12 protein-coding genes are annotated in these 20866 nt (G+C 71.5%); 2 read left to right on the top strand and 10 right to left on the bottom strand.

All coding sequences use genetic code 11. The features are described from left to right. Positions 1-117 precede the first annotated feature (117 nt). The 6 genes from IF78_RS0128120 to IF78_RS0128095 all read right to left on the bottom strand — a co-directional run bounded on the left by IF78_RS0128120 (position 118) and on the right by IF78_RS0128095 (position 12072). Positions 118-1923, bottom strand: a complete 1806-nt coding sequence (locus IF78_RS0128120; RefSeq protein WP_031477516.1) for a serine/threonine-protein kinase — start codon at positions 1921-1923, stop codon at positions 118-120. Positions 1924-1961: 38 nt separating this feature from the next. Further along, positions 1962-3710 (bottom strand): serine/threonine-protein kinase, encoded by a 1749-nt coding sequence (locus tag IF78_RS0128115; protein WP_078662619.1) that lies wholly within the window; start codon positions 3708-3710, stop codon positions 1962-1964. Between the two features lie 92 nt (positions 3711-3802). Continuing rightward, positions 3803-4984, bottom strand: coding sequence for a serine/threonine-protein kinase (locus IF78_RS0128110; protein WP_037641422.1), 1182 nt, complete (start codon positions 4982-4984; stop codon positions 3803-3805). 94 nt (positions 4985-5078) lie between these two features. Next, positions 5079-6782, bottom strand: coding sequence for a serine/threonine-protein kinase (locus IF78_RS0128105; protein WP_031477513.1), 1704 nt, complete (start codon positions 6780-6782; stop codon positions 5079-5081). A 152-nt stretch (positions 6783-6934) separates the two neighbouring features. Further along, positions 6935-9769, bottom strand: a complete 2835-nt coding sequence (locus IF78_RS0128100; protein WP_031477512.1) for a protein kinase — start codon at positions 9767-9769, stop codon at positions 6935-6937. 155 nt (positions 9770-9924) lie between these two features. Continuing rightward, positions 9925-12072, bottom strand: a complete 2148-nt coding sequence (locus tag IF78_RS0128095; RefSeq protein ID WP_031477511.1) for a serine/threonine-protein kinase — start codon at positions 12070-12072, stop codon at positions 9925-9927. Between the two features lie 195 nt (positions 12073-12267). Here IF78_RS0128095 and IF78_RS0128090 point away from each other — a divergent pair, with 195 nt between their 5' ends. Continuing rightward, positions 12268-13347 (top strand): serine hydrolase domain-containing protein, encoded by a 1080-nt coding sequence (locus IF78_RS0128090; protein ID WP_031477510.1) that lies wholly within the window; start codon positions 12268-12270, stop codon positions 13345-13347. A gap of 74 nt (positions 13348-13421) precedes the next feature. On the opposite strand, the gene IF78_RS0128085 is transcribed toward IF78_RS0128090, so the two are convergent. Further along, entirely contained in the window at positions 13422-15128 is a 1707-nt protein-coding gene (locus tag IF78_RS0128085; RefSeq protein ID WP_031477509.1) for a glycerol-3-phosphate dehydrogenase/oxidase, read from the bottom strand. Positions 15129-15390: 262 nt separating this feature from the next. Between IF78_RS0128085 and IF78_RS0128080 the strand changes: the two genes are divergently transcribed. Then, on the top strand, positions 15391-16599 hold the full coding sequence (locus IF78_RS0128080; protein ID WP_031477508.1) for a nucleotide sugar dehydrogenase: 1209 nt from the start codon (positions 15391-15393) through the stop codon (positions 16597-16599). Between the two features lie 666 nt (positions 16600-17265). Here the strand turns inward: IF78_RS0128080 and IF78_RS0128075 are convergent. The 3 genes from IF78_RS0128075 to IF78_RS0128065 form a co-directional block, all read right to left on the bottom strand. Continuing rightward, on the bottom strand, positions 17266-18390 hold the full coding sequence (locus IF78_RS0128075; RefSeq protein ID WP_031477507.1) for a GuaB3 family IMP dehydrogenase-related protein: 1125 nt from the start codon (positions 18388-18390) through the stop codon (positions 17266-17268). Positions 18391-18494: 104 nt separating this feature from the next. After that, complete coding sequence (gene guaB, locus IF78_RS0128070; RefSeq protein ID WP_031477506.1) at positions 18495-19997, bottom strand: IMP dehydrogenase; 1503 nt, start codon at positions 19995-19997, stop codon at positions 18495-18497. Positions 19998-20162: 165 nt separating this feature from the next. Then, positions 20163-20750: a sigma-70 family RNA polymerase sigma factor gene (locus tag IF78_RS0128065; protein ID WP_030946246.1), complete on the bottom strand. Its 588-nt coding sequence runs from the start codon at positions 20748-20750 to the stop codon at positions 20163-20165. Between the last annotated feature and the right edge of the window lie 116 nt (positions 20751-20866).

Below are 20866 nucleotides of genomic sequence, written 5' to 3'. Positions count from 1 at the left end.
GGCTTTGTGTACCCGTCGGTAACGCGGATTCACCGAGTGCTCACATGCCGCCAGTGACCACTGGCAACAAACGCGCTGATCAGGGCGTTGCCGAGACAGCGAAGAATCGGTGCCGAGTCACTCGATCTCGAGTCGGTCACGGGCGCCCTTGAAGACCGCGGTGCCCTTCTTCTCTTCGGGGGTGCCCTTGGGCATGTCGACGCGGAGTTCGTACATGCGGCTGTCGTCGGTGAGGACGAACAGTTCCATGGTCCGGATCAGGGTGCCCGAGTCGTCGTAGGTGGTGTCGGCGAGGACGGCGTCGTAGCCCTGGAGGCTGGTGTCCGTGTACTGGGTACTGGCCTTTCCGTACAGCTTCCAGTCCTTCGCGTGCTGTTCCGCCTGGCCCTTGGGGGAGGCCGGAGCCTTGTCCCACTGGGTGAGGCGGACATGGATCTCGTCCTTGGCGTAGATCACGAGGCGGGGCTGGTAGCTCGCGGTGCCCTGCCGGGCGAACTCCTTGTAGTCCTTGGGGACCGAGAACACGGCGTTCATGGCCTTCTCGTGGTGCTCGGTCCAGGTGCCGCCGGTGGGAGTCGGGGACGGCCCCGGGGTCAGGGGGGCCGAGGTGTGGTCGGGGTCCATCTCCTTGCGGTCGTCGCCCTTGTCGGTGAGGAAGGAGGAGGTGGTGAACCAGGTGCCGGCCACGAGAAGGACACCGAGGACGGCTACCGGAACGGGGTGGAGCCAGGGGCGGCGCTTGGGCTGGGAGGGGGCGGCCGTCGAGGCGGTCGCCGGTTCCGGGGGCGCTTCAGTGGTCGGTTCGGGCGTGGGCTCGAGGTCGGGCGTCGGCTCGGACTCGGGTCGCGGTTCGGGTTCGAAATCGGGGCCAGTATCGGGATCGGGATCGGGTCGCGGTCCGGAGTCCGGCTCGGGACCCGGCTCACCCGCCACTACCGACGCCGCCGGACCTCCCAGCCGTACCGTCCCCTCGTCCTCCGCGAACTCCCGCAGCCCAGAGGCGTCCTGGGGCTCCGCACCGGCCTCTCCCCCGGCGGGCTCCGGCACCGGCCACCCCTCCGACACCGCCTCCAGAACAGCCCCTGCCTCCTCCGCGCCGGGCCGCAGCTCGGGGTCCTTCGCCAGCAGCCGTACGATCAACGGCCCCAGCGGCCCGGCCTGTTTCGGCTCGGGCGGATCGGCGGCGATGATCGCGGCGAGCGTGGACTCCAGGGTCGTACGGCGAAAGGGCGACCAGCCCTCCACGGCGGCGTACAGGAGCACGCCCAGCGACCACAGGTCGGAGGCGGGTCCGGCACCCCGGCCGGACATCCGCTCGGGGGCGATAAACTCCAGGGAGCCGATGAACTCGCCGCTGACGGTGAGGGATTCCTCGCCCTGGATGTGGGCGATGCCGAAGTCGGTGAGGACGACGCGGCGATGGCGGTGTCCCCGCTTGAGCGAGTTGGCGATCGGGGGAGGGCCGAGCAGGACGTTGGCGGGCTTGACGTCTCGGTGCACGATGCCGACGTCGTGCGCGGCGCGCAGGGCGCCGAGGACGGCCAGGCCGATGTGGGCGGTCTCGGCGGGCCCGAGCGGGCCACGCTGGAGGACCTCGTGCAGGGACTCGCCGCGGACCAGCTCCATGACGATCCAGGGCAGTCCGTCCTCGACGACGACGTCGTGGATGGAGACGGCGGCGGGGTGGTCGACGCGGGCGGCGGCGCGGGCCTCACGGTGGAGCCGGTGGGCCGCCCGCTGATGGGCGGCGTCCTCGGGGTCGCCGGGCAACCGCGGCTGCTTGACGGCGACTTCGCGCTCCACCAGTTGGTCGAGAGCCCGCCACACGGTGCCCATGCCGCCGGAGCCGATGCGCTCGACCAGCCGGTAACGCCCGCCGATCACACGCCCCTTGTGGCCGGAGCCTCCCCCGTCGTTGGTCATGTGCCATGACTACCTTGCGGGGTGGGGACTTGGCCAGTTCAGAGCTTGCCGATGTCCACGTTCTCGATCACGGTCCTCGCCACCTCACGTCCGCGCTCCGTGAAGTCGCCCTTGCCCGGGTAGCTGATCGTGACCTTGTACATGTCGCCCGCCGTGCTCTTGTAGTAGAAGATCTTCAGCTCGCGGGGGCGCGGGTTCTGGCTGTCGGTCGTTTTGTACACGACCGTGTTCTCGGCCGACTGTCTGCCCTGGTACTGGGTCACCTTCGGGTCCGTCTGGGGCGCTTCGGGCATGGACAAGTCGTAGCTGCCCTGGTCCTTGAACTCCTCGTTGTCCGCGTACATCTCGGCCGCCGCGGAGTTCTTGATCTCGTTCGAGGCGTCCTCGGACTTCCTCTTCAGTTCTACGCCGATCAAGATGCCGCCGCTCCAGTCGGAGTAGGTGACCCAGTTCTTGTCGGTGTCGTCGGCGTCCGGCTTGCCGACCTGGTAGGTGGCGGGCACCTGCAGTGTCACGCCCAGCGTCGGGTGGGCCCGTTTCGTCCAGCCGTCGGGCAGAGGCCCCGCGAACGGATCCGCGATCAGGAGATACGCCGCCACCGCGCCCGCGACGACCGCCGCACCGATCCCGAGCAGCGCCTTGCGGCCGAGCCGGACACCGCCCTTGCCGCCGTCCTCGGCGATCCGCACGACCTGGGTGGCGACCGGCTCCGGCGGGTTGGCCGCCTGTTCCAGCAGCGCACGCGTCTGCGCGGCGTTCGGGCGGCGCGCCGGGTCCTTCTGGAGCAGACCGTTGATGGCCTCGGCGAGCGGGCCCTGCGCGGCGGCGGGCGGCGCGGGTACGGCGTTGAGGACCGACTGGAGGGTCGCGGGGGTGTTGGTGCGGCGGAACGGGGAGACGCCCTCCGTCGCCGCGTACAGGACGACGCCCAGGGACCACAGGTCGCTCGCGGGTCCCGGCCGCTGGCCCAGCACCCGCTCGGGCGCGATGTACTCGGGCGAGCCGACGAAGCCGCCGGTGTCGGTGAGGTTGGTCTCGCCCTCGATCTGGGCGATGCCGAAGTCGGTGAGGACGACGCGGTCATGGCGGCCGAGGAGGACGTTGTCCGGCTTCACGTCGCGGTGCAGGATGCCCGCCGCGTGGGCGGCCTCCAGCGCGCCGAGCACCTCGAGGCCGATTCTCGCCGCTTCACGCGCCCCGAGCGTGCCCTCCTGCAGAGCGCTGCCCAGCGAACGGCCCTGCACCAGCTCCATCACGATCCACGGCCGCTCGTCCACGACGGCCACGTCATGCACGTTCACGACCGCCGGATGATCGAGCCTGGCCGCGGCGCGTGCCTCGCGGCGCATCCGCTCGAAGGCGTTGGCACGTTCGCGTTCGGGAAGGTGATCAGGTACGCGGGGCTCCTTGACGGCGACCTCGCGGTCCACCGTCTCGTCCTTGGCCCGCCAGACGGTACCCATGCCACCGTGCCCGAGCTTGGCGAGCAGCCGGTAGCGGCCGGCTATCAGGCGACCGGTGCCGGGGTCCGGGGCCGGGGGCTGGGAGGGCTCGGCGGACCGGGGCGGCGCGGCGGACTGGGCGGCCGCGGCGGGGTGGGGTGCAGCCGGGGGCTGGGACGGCGGGGCGGGCTGGGCGGGCGTGCCCTGCTGCGGTACGACCTGGGTGGGTGCCGCGTACGGGTTGTCCGGGTGCGGCACAGGCGCCGACGGGTTCGGCTGCGGTGGTTGCAGGCCAAAACTCGTCGGCTCGTCGGACCGGTAAGGGGCTCCCCCGTTGCTGCTCATACGTCCATCCATATCGCGGCAAGCGCTTCGGCAGCCAGCGGGAACGCTTTCCGGTCACAGAGCCGTGACTCAGGCCGCAACTTATCTCCGCTTTATACGGGGTTGGTGGGTGTGGGGGTGAGCGTCGGGACGGGTGTCGGGGTCCGGCTGGGCGAGGGGGAGGCGCTGGACGTGCTGGGTGTGCCGGTGACGCCGGGTTTGGTGGACGTGCCGGTGACGCTGGGCTCGCCAGAAGGGCGGGCCGTACCGGGAGAAGTCCCCGGCGCCGAAGTCGTCGGCACGACACCCCCGTCCCCGCCCCCGTTGACCAGCAGCGCCGCCGCCGACACCCCCGCCACCGCCATCGCGGCGACCAGCACCACGGTGGCCAGCACGCTGCGCTTCGAGTACTGCCGCTCCGCCCTGCCGAACCGTTTCGGCACCAGCCCCCGGCGCGGCGCGACCCCCGTCTCCAGGAACTCGCGCAGCATCCGCTCGGCCTCGGCCGCTTCCAGCCGCCGCCCCGGATCGCGCTCCAACAGCCCCTGTACGACGGGCAGGATGGGCGCCGCCTGCGCGGGCGGACGGATCTCGTCGGACACCACGGCGAGCACGATGCCGCTCAACGAGTCGCGCCGGAACGGCGATTCGCCGCTCAACGCCTCGCACAGCAATGCGCCCAGCGACCACAGATCGGCGGCGGGTCCGGTCCGGGCCCCGGACATCCGCTCGGGCGCGGTGTACTCCGGCGAGCCGACGAAGGCCCCGGACTCGGTGAGCGTGCTGGCGCCCGGCACATGGGCGATGCCGAAGTCGGTGAGGACGACACGGTCGGTGCCGTTCTCGATGAGCACGTTGTCCGGTTTGATGTCACGGTGCAGCACACCGGCCGCATGAGCCGTGCGCAGCGCGCTCAGCAGGGCCACCCCGATCCGGGCGGCCTCCGGCGCGTCGACGGGCCCGTGCGCCGTGATCCGGTCGGCGAGGGAGTCGCCGTCGATCAACTCCATGACGATGTACGGACGTTCGCCGTCCTCCACGACGTCGTGTACGACGATGACGTGCGGGTGGCTGAGCTGCGCGACCGCCTGGGCCTCGCGGAACGTGCGCTCGCGCCGGCGCCGGGCGTCGGCCGCGGTGAGCGTCTCGTCGAGGGGGAGCTCCTTGACGGCCACCTGCCGGCCGAGCAACTGGTCGGTCGCCCGCCATACGACGCCCATGCCGCCGCGACCGAGCCTCGCCTCGAGGCGGTAGCGCCCCGCGATCACACGGAAGTTGGCCCCCTCGGTCCCCATGCGCCCCATCATGCCGCACCGGACTGATCGACTCCGGGATGCCGATCGGCCAACTATGCAAAGCCGCAAAGGCGCCGCAACGCCGCAAAGGACGTCAGGAACCGCTCGCCTGCCAGCCCTTCAGCACCGCTGTGAACTGCTCGCGCGTGGCCGTCCAGTCCGACGCGGGCGAGGACATGTAGATCGCGTACTCCGTGCCGTCACGGTCGATGTACGCCTGGTCGATGGCACGGCGCGGCCCGGCGACGTAGGGCGGGTCCTTGGCCAGCGCGGTCCACGTGTACTCCCACAGGGAGCCCTCGCGGTCGCGGTAGAGGTTCTTCTCCAGGGACACCGTCTTGTAGTCGACCAGCTTCTCGCCCACCTGATACTCCAGGTCGCGCTGGTGGTCGTAGGCGTTCGCGAACTGGGGCGAGGTGTCGACGGCGATGCGGACGAAGTGCACGCCGCCGTCGGGCGTGTAGTCGACCTGCTGGAGACCGTCGACCTCCTTGCCGACCACCTCCCGCTTCCAGTCCTTGCCGGGCAGATAGAGGCTGAAGCCGAGCGGGTCGTCGACGCGGACCCAGGAGGCGGGCACGCCGCCCTCCGGCCTCTGGTCGTCCGTCGCCGAGGCACTCGGGGACGGCGTGCTGGTCGAATCGGACGCACCGAGGCCGCCCGGCCCCCACTGCTGCAGCACCACCGCGGTGCCCCCGCCGACGATCGCGGCGAGCGCGATGACGAGGGCGAGCGTGCGCAGCCGACGGCGCTTGGACGGCCGGGCGGGCGCGGCGCTCGCGGGGGCGCCTGTCGTGTCGTACGGCTGTCCGAACGTGGTCGGACCGGTCGCCGGGGGATACGGCGTGCCCGTCGGCGTCGCCTGCCCGGTGTGCACCGTCGTACCGCTCGGCATGGCCCCGGCGTACTCGGGTCCGGTCTGCGTCTCCGGTTCGTACCGGGTGTGCTGTGTCGGCACGAACGCCTGCGCCGCGGTCGGGCGGCGCCCCTCCGCCGCCTCGGCCAGCATCTGCTCGGCTTCCGCCGCGCCGGGCCGGGTGGCCGGATCCTTGCGCAGCAGGGCGGCGATCACGGGCCCGAGCGGGCCGGCGTGCCGCGGCTCGGCGGCGTCCTCCTCGACCACCGCCTGCATGGTGCCGAGCGGCGAGGTGCGGCGGAACGGCGAGCGGCCCTCCACCGCCGTGTACAGCGTCGCGCCGAGTGCCCACAGGTCGGAGGCGGGACCCGGGTCATGGCCGCGGACCCGCTCGGGGGCGAGGTAGTCGACCGAGCCGACGACCTCGCCGGTGCGGGTGATGGTGGTGTCGCCCTCGATCTGGGCGATGCCGAAGTCGGTCAGCAGGACGCGGCCGTCCTCGGCGGAGATCAGTACGTTGCCGGGCTTGATGTCGCGGTGCAGGACGCCCGCGGAGTGTGCGGCGCGAAGGGCCCGCAGCACCCACAGGCCGATGCGGGCGGCCTCGGCCGGTTCGAGCCGCCCGCGCTCCTTGACCGCGTCGGCCAGCGAGTGCCCCTCGACCAGCTCCATCACGATCCACGGCCGCCCGTCGTGCTCCAGCACGTCGTGCACGGTGACCACGGCGGAGTGGTTGATGCGCGCGGCGGCGCGCGCCTCGGCGCGGGTGCGGGCGAGCAGCCGCTCCTGGTCGCTCTCGGAGACGTAGAGCGCGGCGGTCAGCTCCTTGATCGCGACGGCCCGATGCAGCACCTCGTCGTGGGCACGCCAGACCCGGCCCATACCGCCGCTGCCGATCGCGTCGGCGAGCCGGTAGCGCCCCGAAACGAGCTGGCCCTGCATCTGGTTCACGTTGCCCCGCAATGCTCTTGACAAGGTCAGACTAAGGACCGGCCGACGGGACCGGAACCACAGGGGTGCCAAGGAGACCGCACTGTGATGGTTCTCGCTTTCGGTGCCCGGAAGCAACCGTTACGCAGGGTTCACGGCCTGAGTCAGCCGGTGACCTGGTACGTCACCGAGGCCTGCTCGAACAGCCGCGTCACCTCGTCCCGCTCGGCCTCCGGTCCGCGTACCTGCACCACGTGGTACCGCCCGTCGACCAGGATCGCGAGGTTGCGCACGAACAGCTCACGCCCCTGGTCGTCGGTCCAGGTGAACTGTCCCTCGGCCATGACCCGCTCGCCGACCTGGATCGTCTTGAGCCCGCTGGAGGAGGCCCAGCTGGAGTCGCGGTACGGCTGCAGCTCCCGCTCGTGCTCCCGCTGGTAGACCATCGGGTCGCTGCCGTACTCGTCCGCGGTGTCCCGTCCGGGTACGACGATGAGATCGAAGTCGCCGTGCGAGTACACGACCTGCCCACGCCCGTTCTCCGGCGTGCGGTTCCACCCGTTGGCGACGGCGACCTGGAACCCGGCCGCGTCCTCGCGCAGGGTGAAACCGTCGGGGACCTCGGGGTCGTTGGTCTGGGTCTCGTTGGAACCGGCCGATTCCGAGGGGCTGTTGCCGGATTCCGGTGAGGTCTGGTCGGGCCGTGGCTCACTGCTCGCCTCGGCGGACTGCTCGGGCGCCGCCGGATCGGCCTGGCCCGCGGCGCCGGTGCGATCGGCGTCGGCCGTGGCGCCGTTGCCCTGGTCGGCCTTCGGCATGAACAGCATGGCGTACGCGATCGCCGCGGCCATGCCCAGCAGGACGAGCAGCAGCAGCGTACGGCCGAGCCGCCGCGGCGAACGCGCCTCCTGCTTGGCCCGCTTGTGCCGCCCGTGATGGGCGGGCAGCCCCGCCCGTCGCCGGCGCACCAGCTCGCCCCGTCGCCGCACGATCGGCAGCCGGTTCGGGTCGGCCGGCGGGACGGCGACGACATGCACACCGGCTTCCGGCTCCGGCGCGGACCGCACGAGGGACCGCAGCCAGCCCCTCAGCTCCTCGAAGTCGAGCCGCTCGGTGGGGTCCTGACGCAGCAACGACTCCACGACCGGCCGCAGCGGCCCGCACTCCTCGGCGAAGGCGGGCGGCTCCGCGCACACCAGCTGCACCAGCTCGGCCGTCGACTCCTCCGGATACGGCGCGTGTCCCTGCACGGCCCGGAAGAGCAGCGCCCCGAGCGCCCACAGGTCGGTCGCGGGCCCGATGGGCGCGGCCAACTGCCAGTTCTCGTGCACCGGCCCGGCCTGCTCCGGCGCCCACCGCTCGGTCACCGGCCCGACGACAGCCATGCGCGCCTGCCGGGCCCGCTCCGCGGCGAGCGCGGTGGTGGGGCCGCGGTGGGTCGGGGTGCGGGAGACGAGGTCGTCCCAGCGAGCCGGCGACTGGGCGGAGTTGAGGACGGGTGGCTTGGGTGCGCCGGGAGCGGAAGGGGGGGCCGGAGTGGTGGGGGCGGGAATGCCCGGGGTGGCGGAGCCCATTGCGGTGTGGGCGGAGCCCGTGGCTTCGGGGGTGAAGGCCGCGACGCCGGGAGTGGAACCCGCGACTCCGGGAGTGGAACCCTGCGCGGGGACGCCGCCCAGGCCGGGGACGCCGCCCAGGCCGGGCCGGCCACCCGGGCCCGCCGGCGGAAGCGCCGTACGGTCACGGCCCTCGTCCGTCGGCGCACCGCCGGCCGCCCCGCTGCGGGGCGCGGCGCCGTGCCAGGGTGTGGCCTGCACACCGTACGGGTCGGCGATCTGGCCCGGAGGCGTGGCGATGGCGTTGCCGGAGGGGTACGGCTGCTGCGCCGATCCGTTGGCCAGGGCAGCGGGGCCGCCCTCGGGCGCCGAGCGGGCCCCGGGCAGCGCCGGCCGTCCGTTCTGCTGTGACTCCTGCACGCGGGCCGCCGCACGGGCCCCCGCCCGATACGCGGCGATCGCTCCGGCCCGCGCGGCCCTGATGTCCCCGCCGGTCTCCAGGGTGCCGCGCGGCGCCGCACCAGCTCCCCCTGGCCGTGGGCCCGCATCGGCCCCGGGCACCGGCAACCCTCCGGCGGCCCGCGCCTCGATCGCGGCCCGCCGCGCGGCCTCGGGATCCACGCCACCGGCACCGGGCCCGCCGACCCCGCTCAGGGAACCGGAACCGCCGCCCGCGCCGTCACCCGCGAATCGGCCGGAACCGGCTGGGCCACCCGCGCCGTCGAACCCGCCGCCCGACGCCGGACCAGCACCGAACGCCCCGGCCCCGGGCCCGCCGTCACCGTCCTCGACCGGCACCGGGTCATAGCCGCACAGCGCCTCCTCCGCGGCCCCGACCGCGAGCCCGGTCAGCATCACCCGGCCGTCGTCGCAGACGAGGACGGTGCGCGCGGTGATGTTCCGGTGGACCCAGCCATGAGCGTGCAGCACCCGCAGCGCCATGAGGACGTCGGAGGCGACCTCGGCCGCCCGGTACGGCGTCAACGGCTGCTCGGCGAGCAACGCGGCCAGCGGACGCGCGGCCACCAACTCGCTCACTACCCACAGCGACCCACCGTCCGCGAACACGTCGAAGACCTGGTCCAGCCGCGGATGGTCGGGGATCCGCGCCGCGGCCTGCGCCGCCTCCACCGCCCGCCGCACGGCGGGATCACTCGGCCGGCGCGTGCTCGAACGCCCCGTGGACCGTCGCCCGGCCCCGCGGTTCCTCGTGTCCCGTGCGGTGAACCCGTCGGGCAGCCCCTCGGCGTCGAGCACCTCCGCCTCGACGACCTCCGGCAACGGCACCTGCCGGACGAGGACTTCCTGCCCGCTGTAGGTGTCGAAGGCCCGGCTCTCGGTGAGTTCGTACTCGTCGGAAGGCGGCAGCGGCAGGCGGTACCGGTCGGCGAGCACCCGACCCGCATAGTCGTCCACGTTGCCTCCCCCGGCCGCCCGATTGGTCATTCCCGCTCGCCCTGCGTCCCATTCCGGGCGCACGACTGCAAGCGTTCGGTCCGCAGTCATTCACGATACGTGCCGGAGGCAACCCGCAAAGAGGGGTTGCCGGATCTCACGGCTCAAACCCGGCCGTGGCAACCCCGAACCGAGACCCGTTCAGTTCACGACTTCGGCTGGAACGAATCCGCCAGCGTTCGCCAAGTGTCCTTGCGCAGATCACTGTCCCAGTTCGCACTTTTCGCGGTGTACATCAGCGCATATCCGAGTTGGTCGTTCACGACGAACCCCCGGTCGATCGTCCGGTACTTCGTCCCGCCCTCGACATAGGTGAACTCCCAGTCGGCCGTGTTCCAACCGCGGTAGTCCACTGCCTCTATCCGGATCTTCTTGTACTGGGAGCGCTCCATGTACCCTTCCTGGTTCTCCCAGTCCGCCACCGGGTCGTCCTGCGGCGTGGTCGTCCAGGCGACGAGGAGCTTCTGCCCGTCGGGCCCGGTGAACCGGTCCCCCGCCGACCCCGTGGACTGGTACTTCCATCCCTCGGGCAGCCCGATCGAGTACCCCTGGCTCCCCTTGTGGGTCGACGCGACCGCGCTGTCGCTCCCGGAGCCCGCCTCGGCCCCGCTCCCGCCGGTCGCGCCCGGCGTACTCCCGGCCTCGGCCCCGGACCCCTTCCCCGTGGTCGCGGACGCAGACGCGGACGCGGCACCGTCCGTACGCGTACCGCCGTTCTTGTCTTCCTTGGTGTCGGCCTTCGCGCCGGCACTGGCCGAAGCCTTGGCGGCCCCGCCACCGCTCGCCGACGCCTTCGAGTCGCCGTCACCACCGAAGACGACGGCCAGCACCACACCGATCACGCCGAGCGCCAGGACCACGGCGATGATCACCAGCGTCCGCTTCGGCACCACATCGGTCAGCGGCGCCCTGGGCACGGGCCGCGGCGGCAGATCCGGCGGCGTCATCACGGGCCAGCCCGAACTCCGCCCCTCACCCTGCCCGTTCGCCGCCTTCCCGTCCCGCTCGCCGACACCGGCACCGGCACCGGAGCGGGCGGTGGCACTGGCACCAGCACCGGCAGCCGACTTGGACCCGGCACCGGACGACCCGCCCGAGGTCCCCGCCCCGGCCCACGCCTTGACCCCGTCCACTCCCGTGGGCGGCTCACCGGCCGCGCCCTCGCGACCCTGTGCGCCGGTCTCCGGAACGGCCGTCTCACTCCCGGACTTGGCACGAGCCGCAGCCGCCCCGGCCGCCCCCGCGCCCACCGCGGCCTTCCGCACGGACCGCAGCGCCCCGCGCAACCGCTCCCCGGCCTCCTCGCCCCGCTTGCCCCCGGACCCGGCGCCCGCACCCGAACGCCCCTTCCTGGCCGGCGCATCGGGCTGCGGCGGCAACGGCACGACCTTCGTCGCGTCCATCGGCTCCGGCTCGTCCTTGGGCTCGGGCGCATGGATGACGGCGTTGAGCATCGCCCGCGCACCGGCGTCGTCGAGCCGCTTGGCGGGGTCCTTGGTGAGCAGGCCGTAGATGACGTCCCTCAGCGGACCCGCGTTCTTCGGCTCCTCCATCGGCTCGGTCATCACCGCCGTGAGCGTGGCGATCGCGGAGCCCTTGTCGTACGGCGGCACACCCTCGACCGACGCGTACAACAGCCCGCCCAGCGACCAGAGGTCGGCCGCCGGGCCCGGCTTGTGGCCGCGGGCCCGCTCCGGGGAGATGTAGGAGGGCGCGCCGACGAGCATGCCGGTCGAGGTGATGGACGGGTCGCCCTCCACCTGGGCGATGCCGAAGTCGGTGAGCACGACGCGGTTGGTGTCGGACTCCAGCAGGACGTTCGACGGCTTCACGTCACGGTGCAGGATGCCCTCGCGGTGCGCGGACCGCAGCACGTCGAGGATGGCCAGGCCGACCTCGGCCGCCCGCTTGGGCTCCAGGAGGCCGTCCTCACGGATGACCTCGGCGAGCGACTTGCCCTCGACGAGCTCCATCACGATCCACGGCCGGTCGTCCTCCTCGACGACGTCGAACACCGTCACCGCGCTGTTGTTGCGGATCCGGGCGATCGCCTTTGCCTCACGCAACGTACGCGTGATCAGCCGCCGCTTCTCCTCCTCGTCGATGTTCGACGGGAACCGCAACTCCTTGACGGCGACCGTCCGCCCCAGGGTCTCGTCCTCGGCACGCCACACCGTGCCCATGCCGCCCCGGCCGAGCACGCCGCCCAGCCGGTACCGCCCCGCGAGGAGACGCTCGCGGTTGTCCTGACGAGTGTCCTGACGAGATGTCCCCGCCCGCTCCGCCTCCGACATGCGTCCCCTCATACAACCCGCCCTGACAGAGGCTCCATTGTCTCTCACCCGACAAGTGCCCCACGCCCAGGGTGCCTCTCGTACCGCGACACCGCCGCACGGCCCGAACCTTCCACCCCCGGCGCACCCGAGCCCCGCTGAATCGCACGTTCCGCCACCCGGCATGATGAGCCGCGGCAAGGGAAGGAACCCGCAATGGCACGACCGGCGACGCCGCTGTTTCGGACGCTACTGGGCGTTTCCGTCTCCCTGTCCCTCCTCGGTCTGGTGTCCGCCGCACTGCTCGGTCTGGCCCCCATGGCCTCGTCGGCGCCCTCGACACGGGCGTCGAGCACCCTCCTTCCGCTGCTCCTCACCCGGGGCAAGGCCCCCGCCGCGGCCCTGCTGGCCCACGAGGCGACCGGCAGCCGCTACGCCCAGGCCGGCCAGGGCATCGCCGTCACCGACCACTTCCGCGCCGGCAGCATCACGAAGAGCTTCATCGCGACGGTCGTCCTGCAACTGGCCGCCGAAGGACAGCTGTCCCTGGCCGACACGGTGGAGCGGCATCTGCCGGGGCTGGTGCGCGGGGCGGGCAACGACGGGCGCGCGCTGACCCTTCGTTCCCTGCTGACCCACACCAGCGGTCTGTACGACTTCACCGCCGAGACCGGGGGCACCGTCCCCGTCACACCGCTTCAGGCCGTGCGCATCGCACTCACCCACCCCCCTGCCGAACGCGGCAGATACTCCTACTCGAACACCAACTACGTCCTGCTCGGCCTGGTCATCGAGCAGGTGACCGGCCGCTCCTACGCCACCGAGGCCGAGCGCCGCATCATCGCTCCACTGGGGCTGACCGGCACCTCCTTCCCTGGATCCCGCATCTCTCTCCCCTTCCCACACGGCCCCGCCTACGCCACCGACGGGACCGACGTCACCGAGCTGGACCCGAGGGTGGCCGGCGCCGCGGGCGAGCTGGTGACCACGCTCGCCGACCTCGACCGCTTCTACTCCGCACTGCTCGGCGGCCGACTGCTGCCCCCGCGCGGGCTGCGCGAGATGCTCGACACCCGTGCCGCGCATGGCTCGTACGGCATGGGGCTCATTCCCGTGAAGTTGCCGTGCGGCACCGTCGTATGGGGGCACAACGGGCGCATCTCCGGCAGCTACGTGCGCTCCGCGGCCACCGTCGGCGGTCGTCGCGTCCTGACCTTCCGGGTGAACACGACGGCGATCGCAGATCCCGGTCTCGAACCCCGGCTGCTCGCCGCCGAGTTCTGCCCTCGCACCTGAGAGAACGGCCGGGGTTCGAGCAGAGATCCCAACATCCGCCACCCGTTCGGGTGACGTTCCGTCGCGGCGGCGCGCTACAGGGGCACGATGTCCGGCGCCCCCAACCGCGCCGCGTCCGCCGTCAGGTCGTCCGGCTGCCGCTGCGACTCCCGCTCGGCCTCCACCCGCTTCTCGTAGTGCTCGACCTCGCGCTCGATCTGGTCCTTGTCCCAGCCCAGCACCGGCGCCATCAGCTCGGCCGCCTCGCGGGCGCACCTGGTCCCCCGGTCGAATGTCTCGATCGAGATGCGCGTCCGCCGCGTCAGCACGTCGTCCAGATGCCGCGCCCCTTCGTGCGAGGCGGCGTACACGATCTCGGCGCGCAGATAGTCGTCGGCGGAGTGCAGCGGCTCGCCCAGCGCGGGATCGGCGGCGATGAGTTCGAGCACCTCCTCGGCCAGCGACCCGTAGCGGTTCAACAGGTGTTCCACCCGCACGACATGAATCCCTGTCCGCGCCGCGATCCGCGCCCGCGCGTTCCACAACGCCCGGTATCCCTCGGCACCCAGCAGCGGAATGTCCTCCGTCACGCACTCGGCGACCCGCATGTCGAGCCCGTGTACGGCCGCGTCCACCGCGTCCTTGGCCATCACCCGGTACGTCGTGTACTTGCCGCCGGCCACGACGACGAGCCCGGGCACGGGGTGCGCCACGGTGTGCTCGCGCGACAGCTTGCTGGTGGCGTCCGACTCGCCCGCGAGCAGGGGCCGCAGTCCGGCGTACACGCCCTCGACGTCGTCACGGGTCAGGGGCACCGCGAGCACCGAGTTCACGTGTTCCAGCAGGTAGTCGATGTCGGCGCTGGACGCGGCCGGGTGTGCCTTGTCGAGGTCCCAGTCGGTGTCGGTCGTGCCGACGATCCAGTGCCGGCCCCAGGGAATGACGAACAGCACGGACTTCTCGGTGCGCAGGATCAGACCCGTCGTGGAGTGGATGCGGTCCTTGGGGACGACCAGGTGGATGCCTTTGGACGCACGGACATGGAACTGCCCGCGCTCACCCACCATCGACTGGGTGTCGTCGGTCCACACACCGGTGGCGTTGACGATCTGCTTGGCGCGGATCTCGTACTCCCCGCCCGCCTCGACATCCTGCACCCGGGCGCCGACGACGCGTTCGCCCTCGCGCAGGAACCCGGTCACACGCGCACGGTTCGCCGCATTCGCGCCGTAGGCCGCCGCCGTACGGACGAGGGTGGCCACATAGCGGGCGTCGTCCATCTGCGCGTCGTAGTACTGCAGGGCGCCGACCAGCGCGTCCCTCTTCAGGGCGGGGGCGACCTGCAGGGCGCGACGGCGGCTCAGGTGGCGGTGCAGGGGCAGGCCGCGGCCGTGGGTGCGGGCCATCGACATGACGTCGTAGAGCAGGACACCACAGCCCGCGTACAGGCGCTCCCAGCCCTTGTACTGCAGCGGGTACAGGAACGGAACCGGCTTCACCAGATGCGGAGCCAGCCGCTCCACCAGCAGCCCGCGCTCCTTCAGCGCCTCCCGTACGAGCGCGAAGTCGAGCATTTCCAGATAGCGCAGGCCGCCGTGAATCAGTTTGCTGGACCTGCTGGACGTGCCCGAGGCCCAGTCACGGGCCTCGACCAGGCCGGTGGACAGTCCGCGGGTCACCGCGTCGAGGGCGGTGCCCGCACCCACGACACCGCCGCCCACGACCAGTAGGTCCAGCTCGCGCTCGGCCATTGCCGCCAGTGACTCGGCGCGCTCCGCCGGCCCCAGTGTCGCTGTCCTCACCGCTGCCTCCCGCTCATCGGTCGGTCAGGCCGCACCCGTCGGGCGAAGCCCGGTTCGTACCCCCCCTGCCCAAATTCTGACCGGCTTGCCCGACTTCAGCCACCACTCGCCCCCAGCCTGTGGACAACACACAAGGAAACGCGATCATTCAATCCCGCAAATCGGTCATATTTACTCCTAGTCTGACATTGCGCCCCCTCGTTCTGTCCACAGGGCTTGCGCACCTGCCCCGCCTCGGTTATTGGGAAGGACGGCCCACTCCATGCCCGCAGATCTCGCCGTCATCGGACTGGGCCCGTACGGCCTGCCGCTGGCCAAGGCCGCCGTCGCCGCCGGCATCCACACGCTCGGTTACCGGATCGGGTCCGAGGCCGTCTCCCTCAGCCCCGCCGAACTGCGCCGGATGCTCTCGGGGGGCTTCCGGCACGCCACCAACCCCGCCGAGCTCGGCCGGGTACGCACCGCCGTCATCTGCCCGCCGACCCCGCGGGGCGCGGACGGCGGCCTCGACCTGAGCCAGCTGGAGACGGCCGCCCGCAGCCTGGCCGCACAGCTGCGCCCGCACACCACCGTCATCCTGGAGTCGCCCGTACCGCCGGGCACCACCGAGAACGTCCTGCGTCCGCTCCTCGAGGAGGGCTCGGGTCTGCGCGCCGGCCGCGACTTCCACCTGGCCTACTCCCCCAGCCGCGTCGACCCCGGCAACCGCCACTTCACGCCCGCCAACACCCCCAAGGTGATCGGCGGCCTCACGCCCGCGTGCACCGAGTCGGCCGCCGCCTTCTACGGCCGTCTCACCGACAAGGTGGTACGCGCGCGTGGCCTGCGCGAGGCGGAGACCGTGCAGGTCCTCGAGACCAACTTCCGGCACGTCAACATCGCCCTCGTCAACGAAATGGCCGTCCTCTGCCACGACTTGGGCGTCGACATCTGGGACGTCATCCGCTGCGCGGAGACCAAACCGTTCGGCTTCCATGCCTTCCGCCCCGGCCCCGGCGTCGGCGGCCACGCCGTCCCGCAGGACCTCACCGGCCCCGCCGGCCGCACCCTGCGCATGGTCGAACTGGCCGAACAGGTCAACAGCCAGATGCCCCGTTACGTCGTCCAGCGCGCCGCCACCCTCCTCAACGAGCACGGCAAATCCGTACGCGCCGCCCGCATCCTCCTGCTCGGCGTCACCTACAAGCCCGATCTCGCCGACCAGCAGTCCACGCCCGCCCACGAGGTCGCGATCCGCCTGCTGGAGCTGGGCGCCTGCATCAGCTTCCACGACCCGTACGTCCCGTCCTGGAGCGTCCTGGACCGGCCGGTGCCGCGCGCCGACGCGCTGTACGAGGCCGTTGCGGAGGCCGACCTGACGATTCTGCTTCAGCAGCACCGGACGTATGACTTGCAGGGGCTGTCGGTGAAGGCGCAGCTGTTGCTGGACACGCGGGGGGCGGCGCCTACGGGGGCGGCGCATCGGTTGTGAACGGGGGCGCGTGGGGTGCGTGAGCCGCCGGGGTTGGTGGCGTGGGGGATTCTGCGCCGTTACCGTGTGGAGCAGGTGGAGCCCATGCAGCGGGTAATGCAGTACTGCTTAGGTTCCGAACGGAATACGGGTGTCCGCCCCCAGTCTCTGTGGGGGCGGCCGCTCACTGATCCACCAAAGGGTGGAGCCCACTGCAGTGGGATGCAGCGGGCTCCTAGCTGATTCACGGGTGTCCGCCCCTAAGCTCTCTGGGGGCGGCCGCTCACCAGCTGTTAATCCACAAGACGCACCTCCTCCGGAACTTCACCAGCCGAAGCCGAAGTCGATCCCAGCGGGTGGGGCTTGCGGTGACGGCCCATGGGCGCGCCCCCTTCCACGATGCCGCCCATATCCCGGTAGGCGGTCCGTCTGGAGCTCGGGCCGGGCCCCGAGGGCCGGGGTCCGGAACATCTCCTTGGAAGGGGGCGCCCCGAAGAGCTCGGGTCGCCGATCAGTGACACTACCGACTCCCCTCGCCCGTTCAGCCCACATTCGCCCCAAACGCAACCACGCGCCCCCTCCCCCACAACACGCCCCCACCCAGCCCCACTTGGGCACACAAAAGGGCCGGTCACCCCACCCGGAGTGACCGGCCCTTCGCTGCCGTATCTGCCGTGGACGTGCCGGCTACCGCTGGTGCTGCGAATCCGCCACCGCGACCTCGACCCGCTGGAACTCCTTCAGCTCGCTGTACCCGGTCGTGGCCATGGCCCGCCGCAGCGCCCCGAAGAAGTTCATCGAACCGTCGGGCGTGTGCGACGGCCCCGTCAGCACCTCCTCGATGGTGCCGACCGTGCCCAGGTGCACCTTCTTGCCGCGCGGCAGCTCCTCGTTCACGGCCTCCATGCCCCAGTGGTGGCCCCGGCCCGGCGCGTCCGTGGCACGCGCGAGCGGGGAGCCCATCATCACGGCGTCCGCACCGCAGGCGATCGCCTTCGGCAGGTCGCCGGACCAGCCCACACCACCGTCCGCGATCACGTGCACGTACCGGCCGCCCGACTCGTCCATGTAGTCCCGGCGGGCCGCCGCCACGTCCGCGACCGCCGTCGCCATCGGCACCCGGATGCCCAGCACGTTGCGCGTGGTGTGCGCGGCGCCGCCGCCGAAGCCGACGAGCACGCCCGCGGCACCCGTCCGCATCAGGTGCAGGGCCGCCGTGTACGTGGCGCAGCCGCCGACGATCACCGGGACGTCGAGCTCGTAGATGAACTGCTTCAGGTTCAGCGGCTCGTGCGAGGACGAGACGTGCTCCGCCGAGACCGTGGTGCCGCGGATGACGAAGATGTCCACGCCCGCGTCGACGACCGCCTTGGAGAACTGGGCCGTGCGCTGCGGGGAGAGCGCGGCGGCCGTGACCACGCCCGAGTCGCGCACCTCCTTGATGCGCTGCCCGATCAGCTCCTCCTTGATCGGAGCGGCGTAGATCTCCTGGAGGCGGCGCGTCGCGGCCTCCGTGGGCAGCTCGGCGATCTCGTCGAGGAGCGGCTGCGGGTCCTCGTACCGCGTCCACAGGCCCTCGAGGTTCAGCACGCCGAGGCCGCCGAGCTCGCCGATGCGGATCGCGGTGGCCGGGGAGACGACCGAGTCCATGGGGGCGGCCAGGAACGGCAGCTCGAAGCGGTAGGCGTCGATCTGCCAGGCGATCGAGACCTCCTTCGGGTCCCGCGTACGGCGGCTGGGGACGACGGCGATGTCGTCGAAGGCGTACGCCCGGCGGCCGCGCTTGCCGCGCCCGATCTCGATCTCAGTCACGTCTGTGGCCTTTCCCTGATGCGTTTCAGCGTCTTCCAGTATCGCCGACGGGCACGACAAGGGCGGCCCCGGTGCTCCCGGGACCGCCCCATCAGGCGTGCTGCCTACTTACGGCTGTAGTTCGGCGCCTCGACCGTCATCTGGATGTCGTGCGGGTGGCTCTCCTTCAGGCCCGCCGAGGTGATCCGGACGAAACGGCCCTTGGACTCCATCTCCTCGATGGTGGCCGCGCCCACGTAGCCCATGGTCTGGCGAAGGCCGCCGACGAGCTGGTGAAGGACGTTGGCCAGCGGACCGCGGTAGGGCACCTGGCCCTCGACGCCCTCGGGCACGAGCTTGTCGTCGGAGGCGACTTCCCCTTGGAAGTAGCGGTCCTTCGAGTACGACCTGGCCTGGCCGCGGGACTGCATGGCGCCCAGCGAACCCATGCCGCGGTACGACTTGAACTGCTTGCCGTTGATGAAGAGCAGCTCGCCCGGCGACTCCTCGCAGCCCGCGAGCAGGCTGCCCAGCATGACGGTGTCGGCGCCGGCGGCGAGCGCCTTGCCGATGTCGCCGGAGTACTGCAGGCCGCCGTCGCCGATCAGCGGGATGCCGGCCGGGCGGGCGGCGAGGGAGGCCTCGTAGATGGCGGTGACCTGCGGGACGCCGATACCGGCGACCACACGGGTCGTACAGATGGAACCGGGGCCCACACCCACCTTGATGCCGTCGACACCGGCGTCGATGAGGGCCTGCGCGCCGTCGCGCGTGGCGACGTTCCCGCCGATCACGTCGACGGAGACGCTCGACTTGATCTTCGCCATCCAGCTGAGGGCATTGCTGTTGTGACCGTGCGAGGTGTCGACGACCAGGAAGTCCACACCGGCCTCGGCGAGCGCCTGGGCGCGCTCCAGGGCCTCGGGGCTGGCGCCCACGGCGGCACCGACGAGCAGGCGGCCCTCGGAGTCCTTGGCGGCGTTCGGGTACTTCTCCGCCTTGACGAAGTCCTTGACGGTGATGAGGCCCTTGAGGACGCCCGCCTCGTCGACCAGGGGAAGCTTCTCGATCTTGTGGCGTCGCAGCAGCTCCATGGCGTCGCTGCCGGAGATGCCGACGTTGCCCGTGACCAGCGGCATCGGGGTCATGACCTCGCGCACCTGTCGGGAGCGGTCGGTCTCGAAGGCCATGTCGCGGTTGGTGACGATGCCGAGCAGCTTGCCGGCCGGGTCGGTGACGGGGACACCGCTGATCCGGAACTTGGCGCACAGGGCGTCGGCCTCGGCGAGCGTCGCCTCGGGGTGCACCGTGATGGGGTCCGTGACCATGCCGGACTCGGACCGCTTGACCAGGTCGACCTGGTTGACCTGGTCCTCGACGGAGAGGTTGCGGTGCAGCACGCCGACGCCGCCCAGCCGGGCCATCGCGATCGCCATGCGGGACTCGGTCACCTTGTCCATCGCCGCCGAGAGGAGCGGGATGTTGACCCGGACGTTGCGGGAGATGCGGGACGAGGTGTCGACCGCGTTGGGCAGCACCTCGGATGCGCCCGGCAGCAGCAGCACGTCGTCGTAGGTCAGCCCGAGTGTCGCGAATTTACCGGGCACTCCGTCGACGTTGGCAGTCATGACACCTTCCCCAAATGGCCTTGATCGGTGCGGATGTCCATGCTAACGGGAAGCACGGCTCGCAAATTCCACGGTTCTGTATGGCTCCGGGCTTCGTATGTTCGTACGGAACCGAGGAGAAGCCTGTTCATTTGGGGGCGCACTCAAGGGAGCACGGCCGGAGCACTACTGCTCGGCCAGCGCTCGCAGCCTGCTCAGCGCCCTGTGCTGGGCCACCCGTACCGCGCCGGGTGACATTCCCAACATCTGACCCGTCTCCTCCGCGGTCAACCCCACCGCGATCCTCAGCAGCAACAGCTCCCGCTGGTTCTCGGGCAGGTTGGCCAGCAGCTTCTTGGCCCATTCGGCGTCGCTGCTCAGCAGCGCCCGCTCCTCCGGGCCGAGGGAGTCGTCCGGCCGCTCCGGCATCTCGTCCGACGGAACCGCCGTGGACCCCGGGTGCCGCATCGCGGCCCGCTGCAGGTCGGCCACCTTGTGCGCGGCGATGGCGAAGACGAACGCCTCGAAGGGCCGGCCGGTGTCCTTGTAGCGCGGCAGCGCGAGCAGGACGGCGACGCAGACCTCCTGGGCGAGGTCCTCGACGAAGTGCCGGGCGTCGCCCGGCAGGCGGGACAGCCTGGTGCGGCAGTAGCGCAGCGCCAGGGGGTGGACATGCGCGAGCAGATCGTGCGTGGCCTGCTCGTCCCCGTCCACGGCGCGATGGACGAGTGCACCGATCGCCCCTGCGGCTTTGGCCGCCTCGTCGTCGCGCATCGGTCCATGGTGCCTTGCGGCCGTACGGTCCGTGGCATCGCGCCCGATGTTGTGCACCGAAGCGTTATGAGCAGGTGCGCCGGCACTCATCCGCTGCGCCCTCCCCTTCCGCTCGA

Source organism: Streptomyces bicolor (assembly GCF_000719285.1).
Lineage (GTDB): Bacteria > Actinomycetota > Actinomycetes > Streptomycetales > Streptomycetaceae > Streptomyces > Streptomyces bicolor.
Note: the sequence above shows the minus strand (reverse complement) of the source record. Positions and strands in the feature narration are given on the sequence as shown.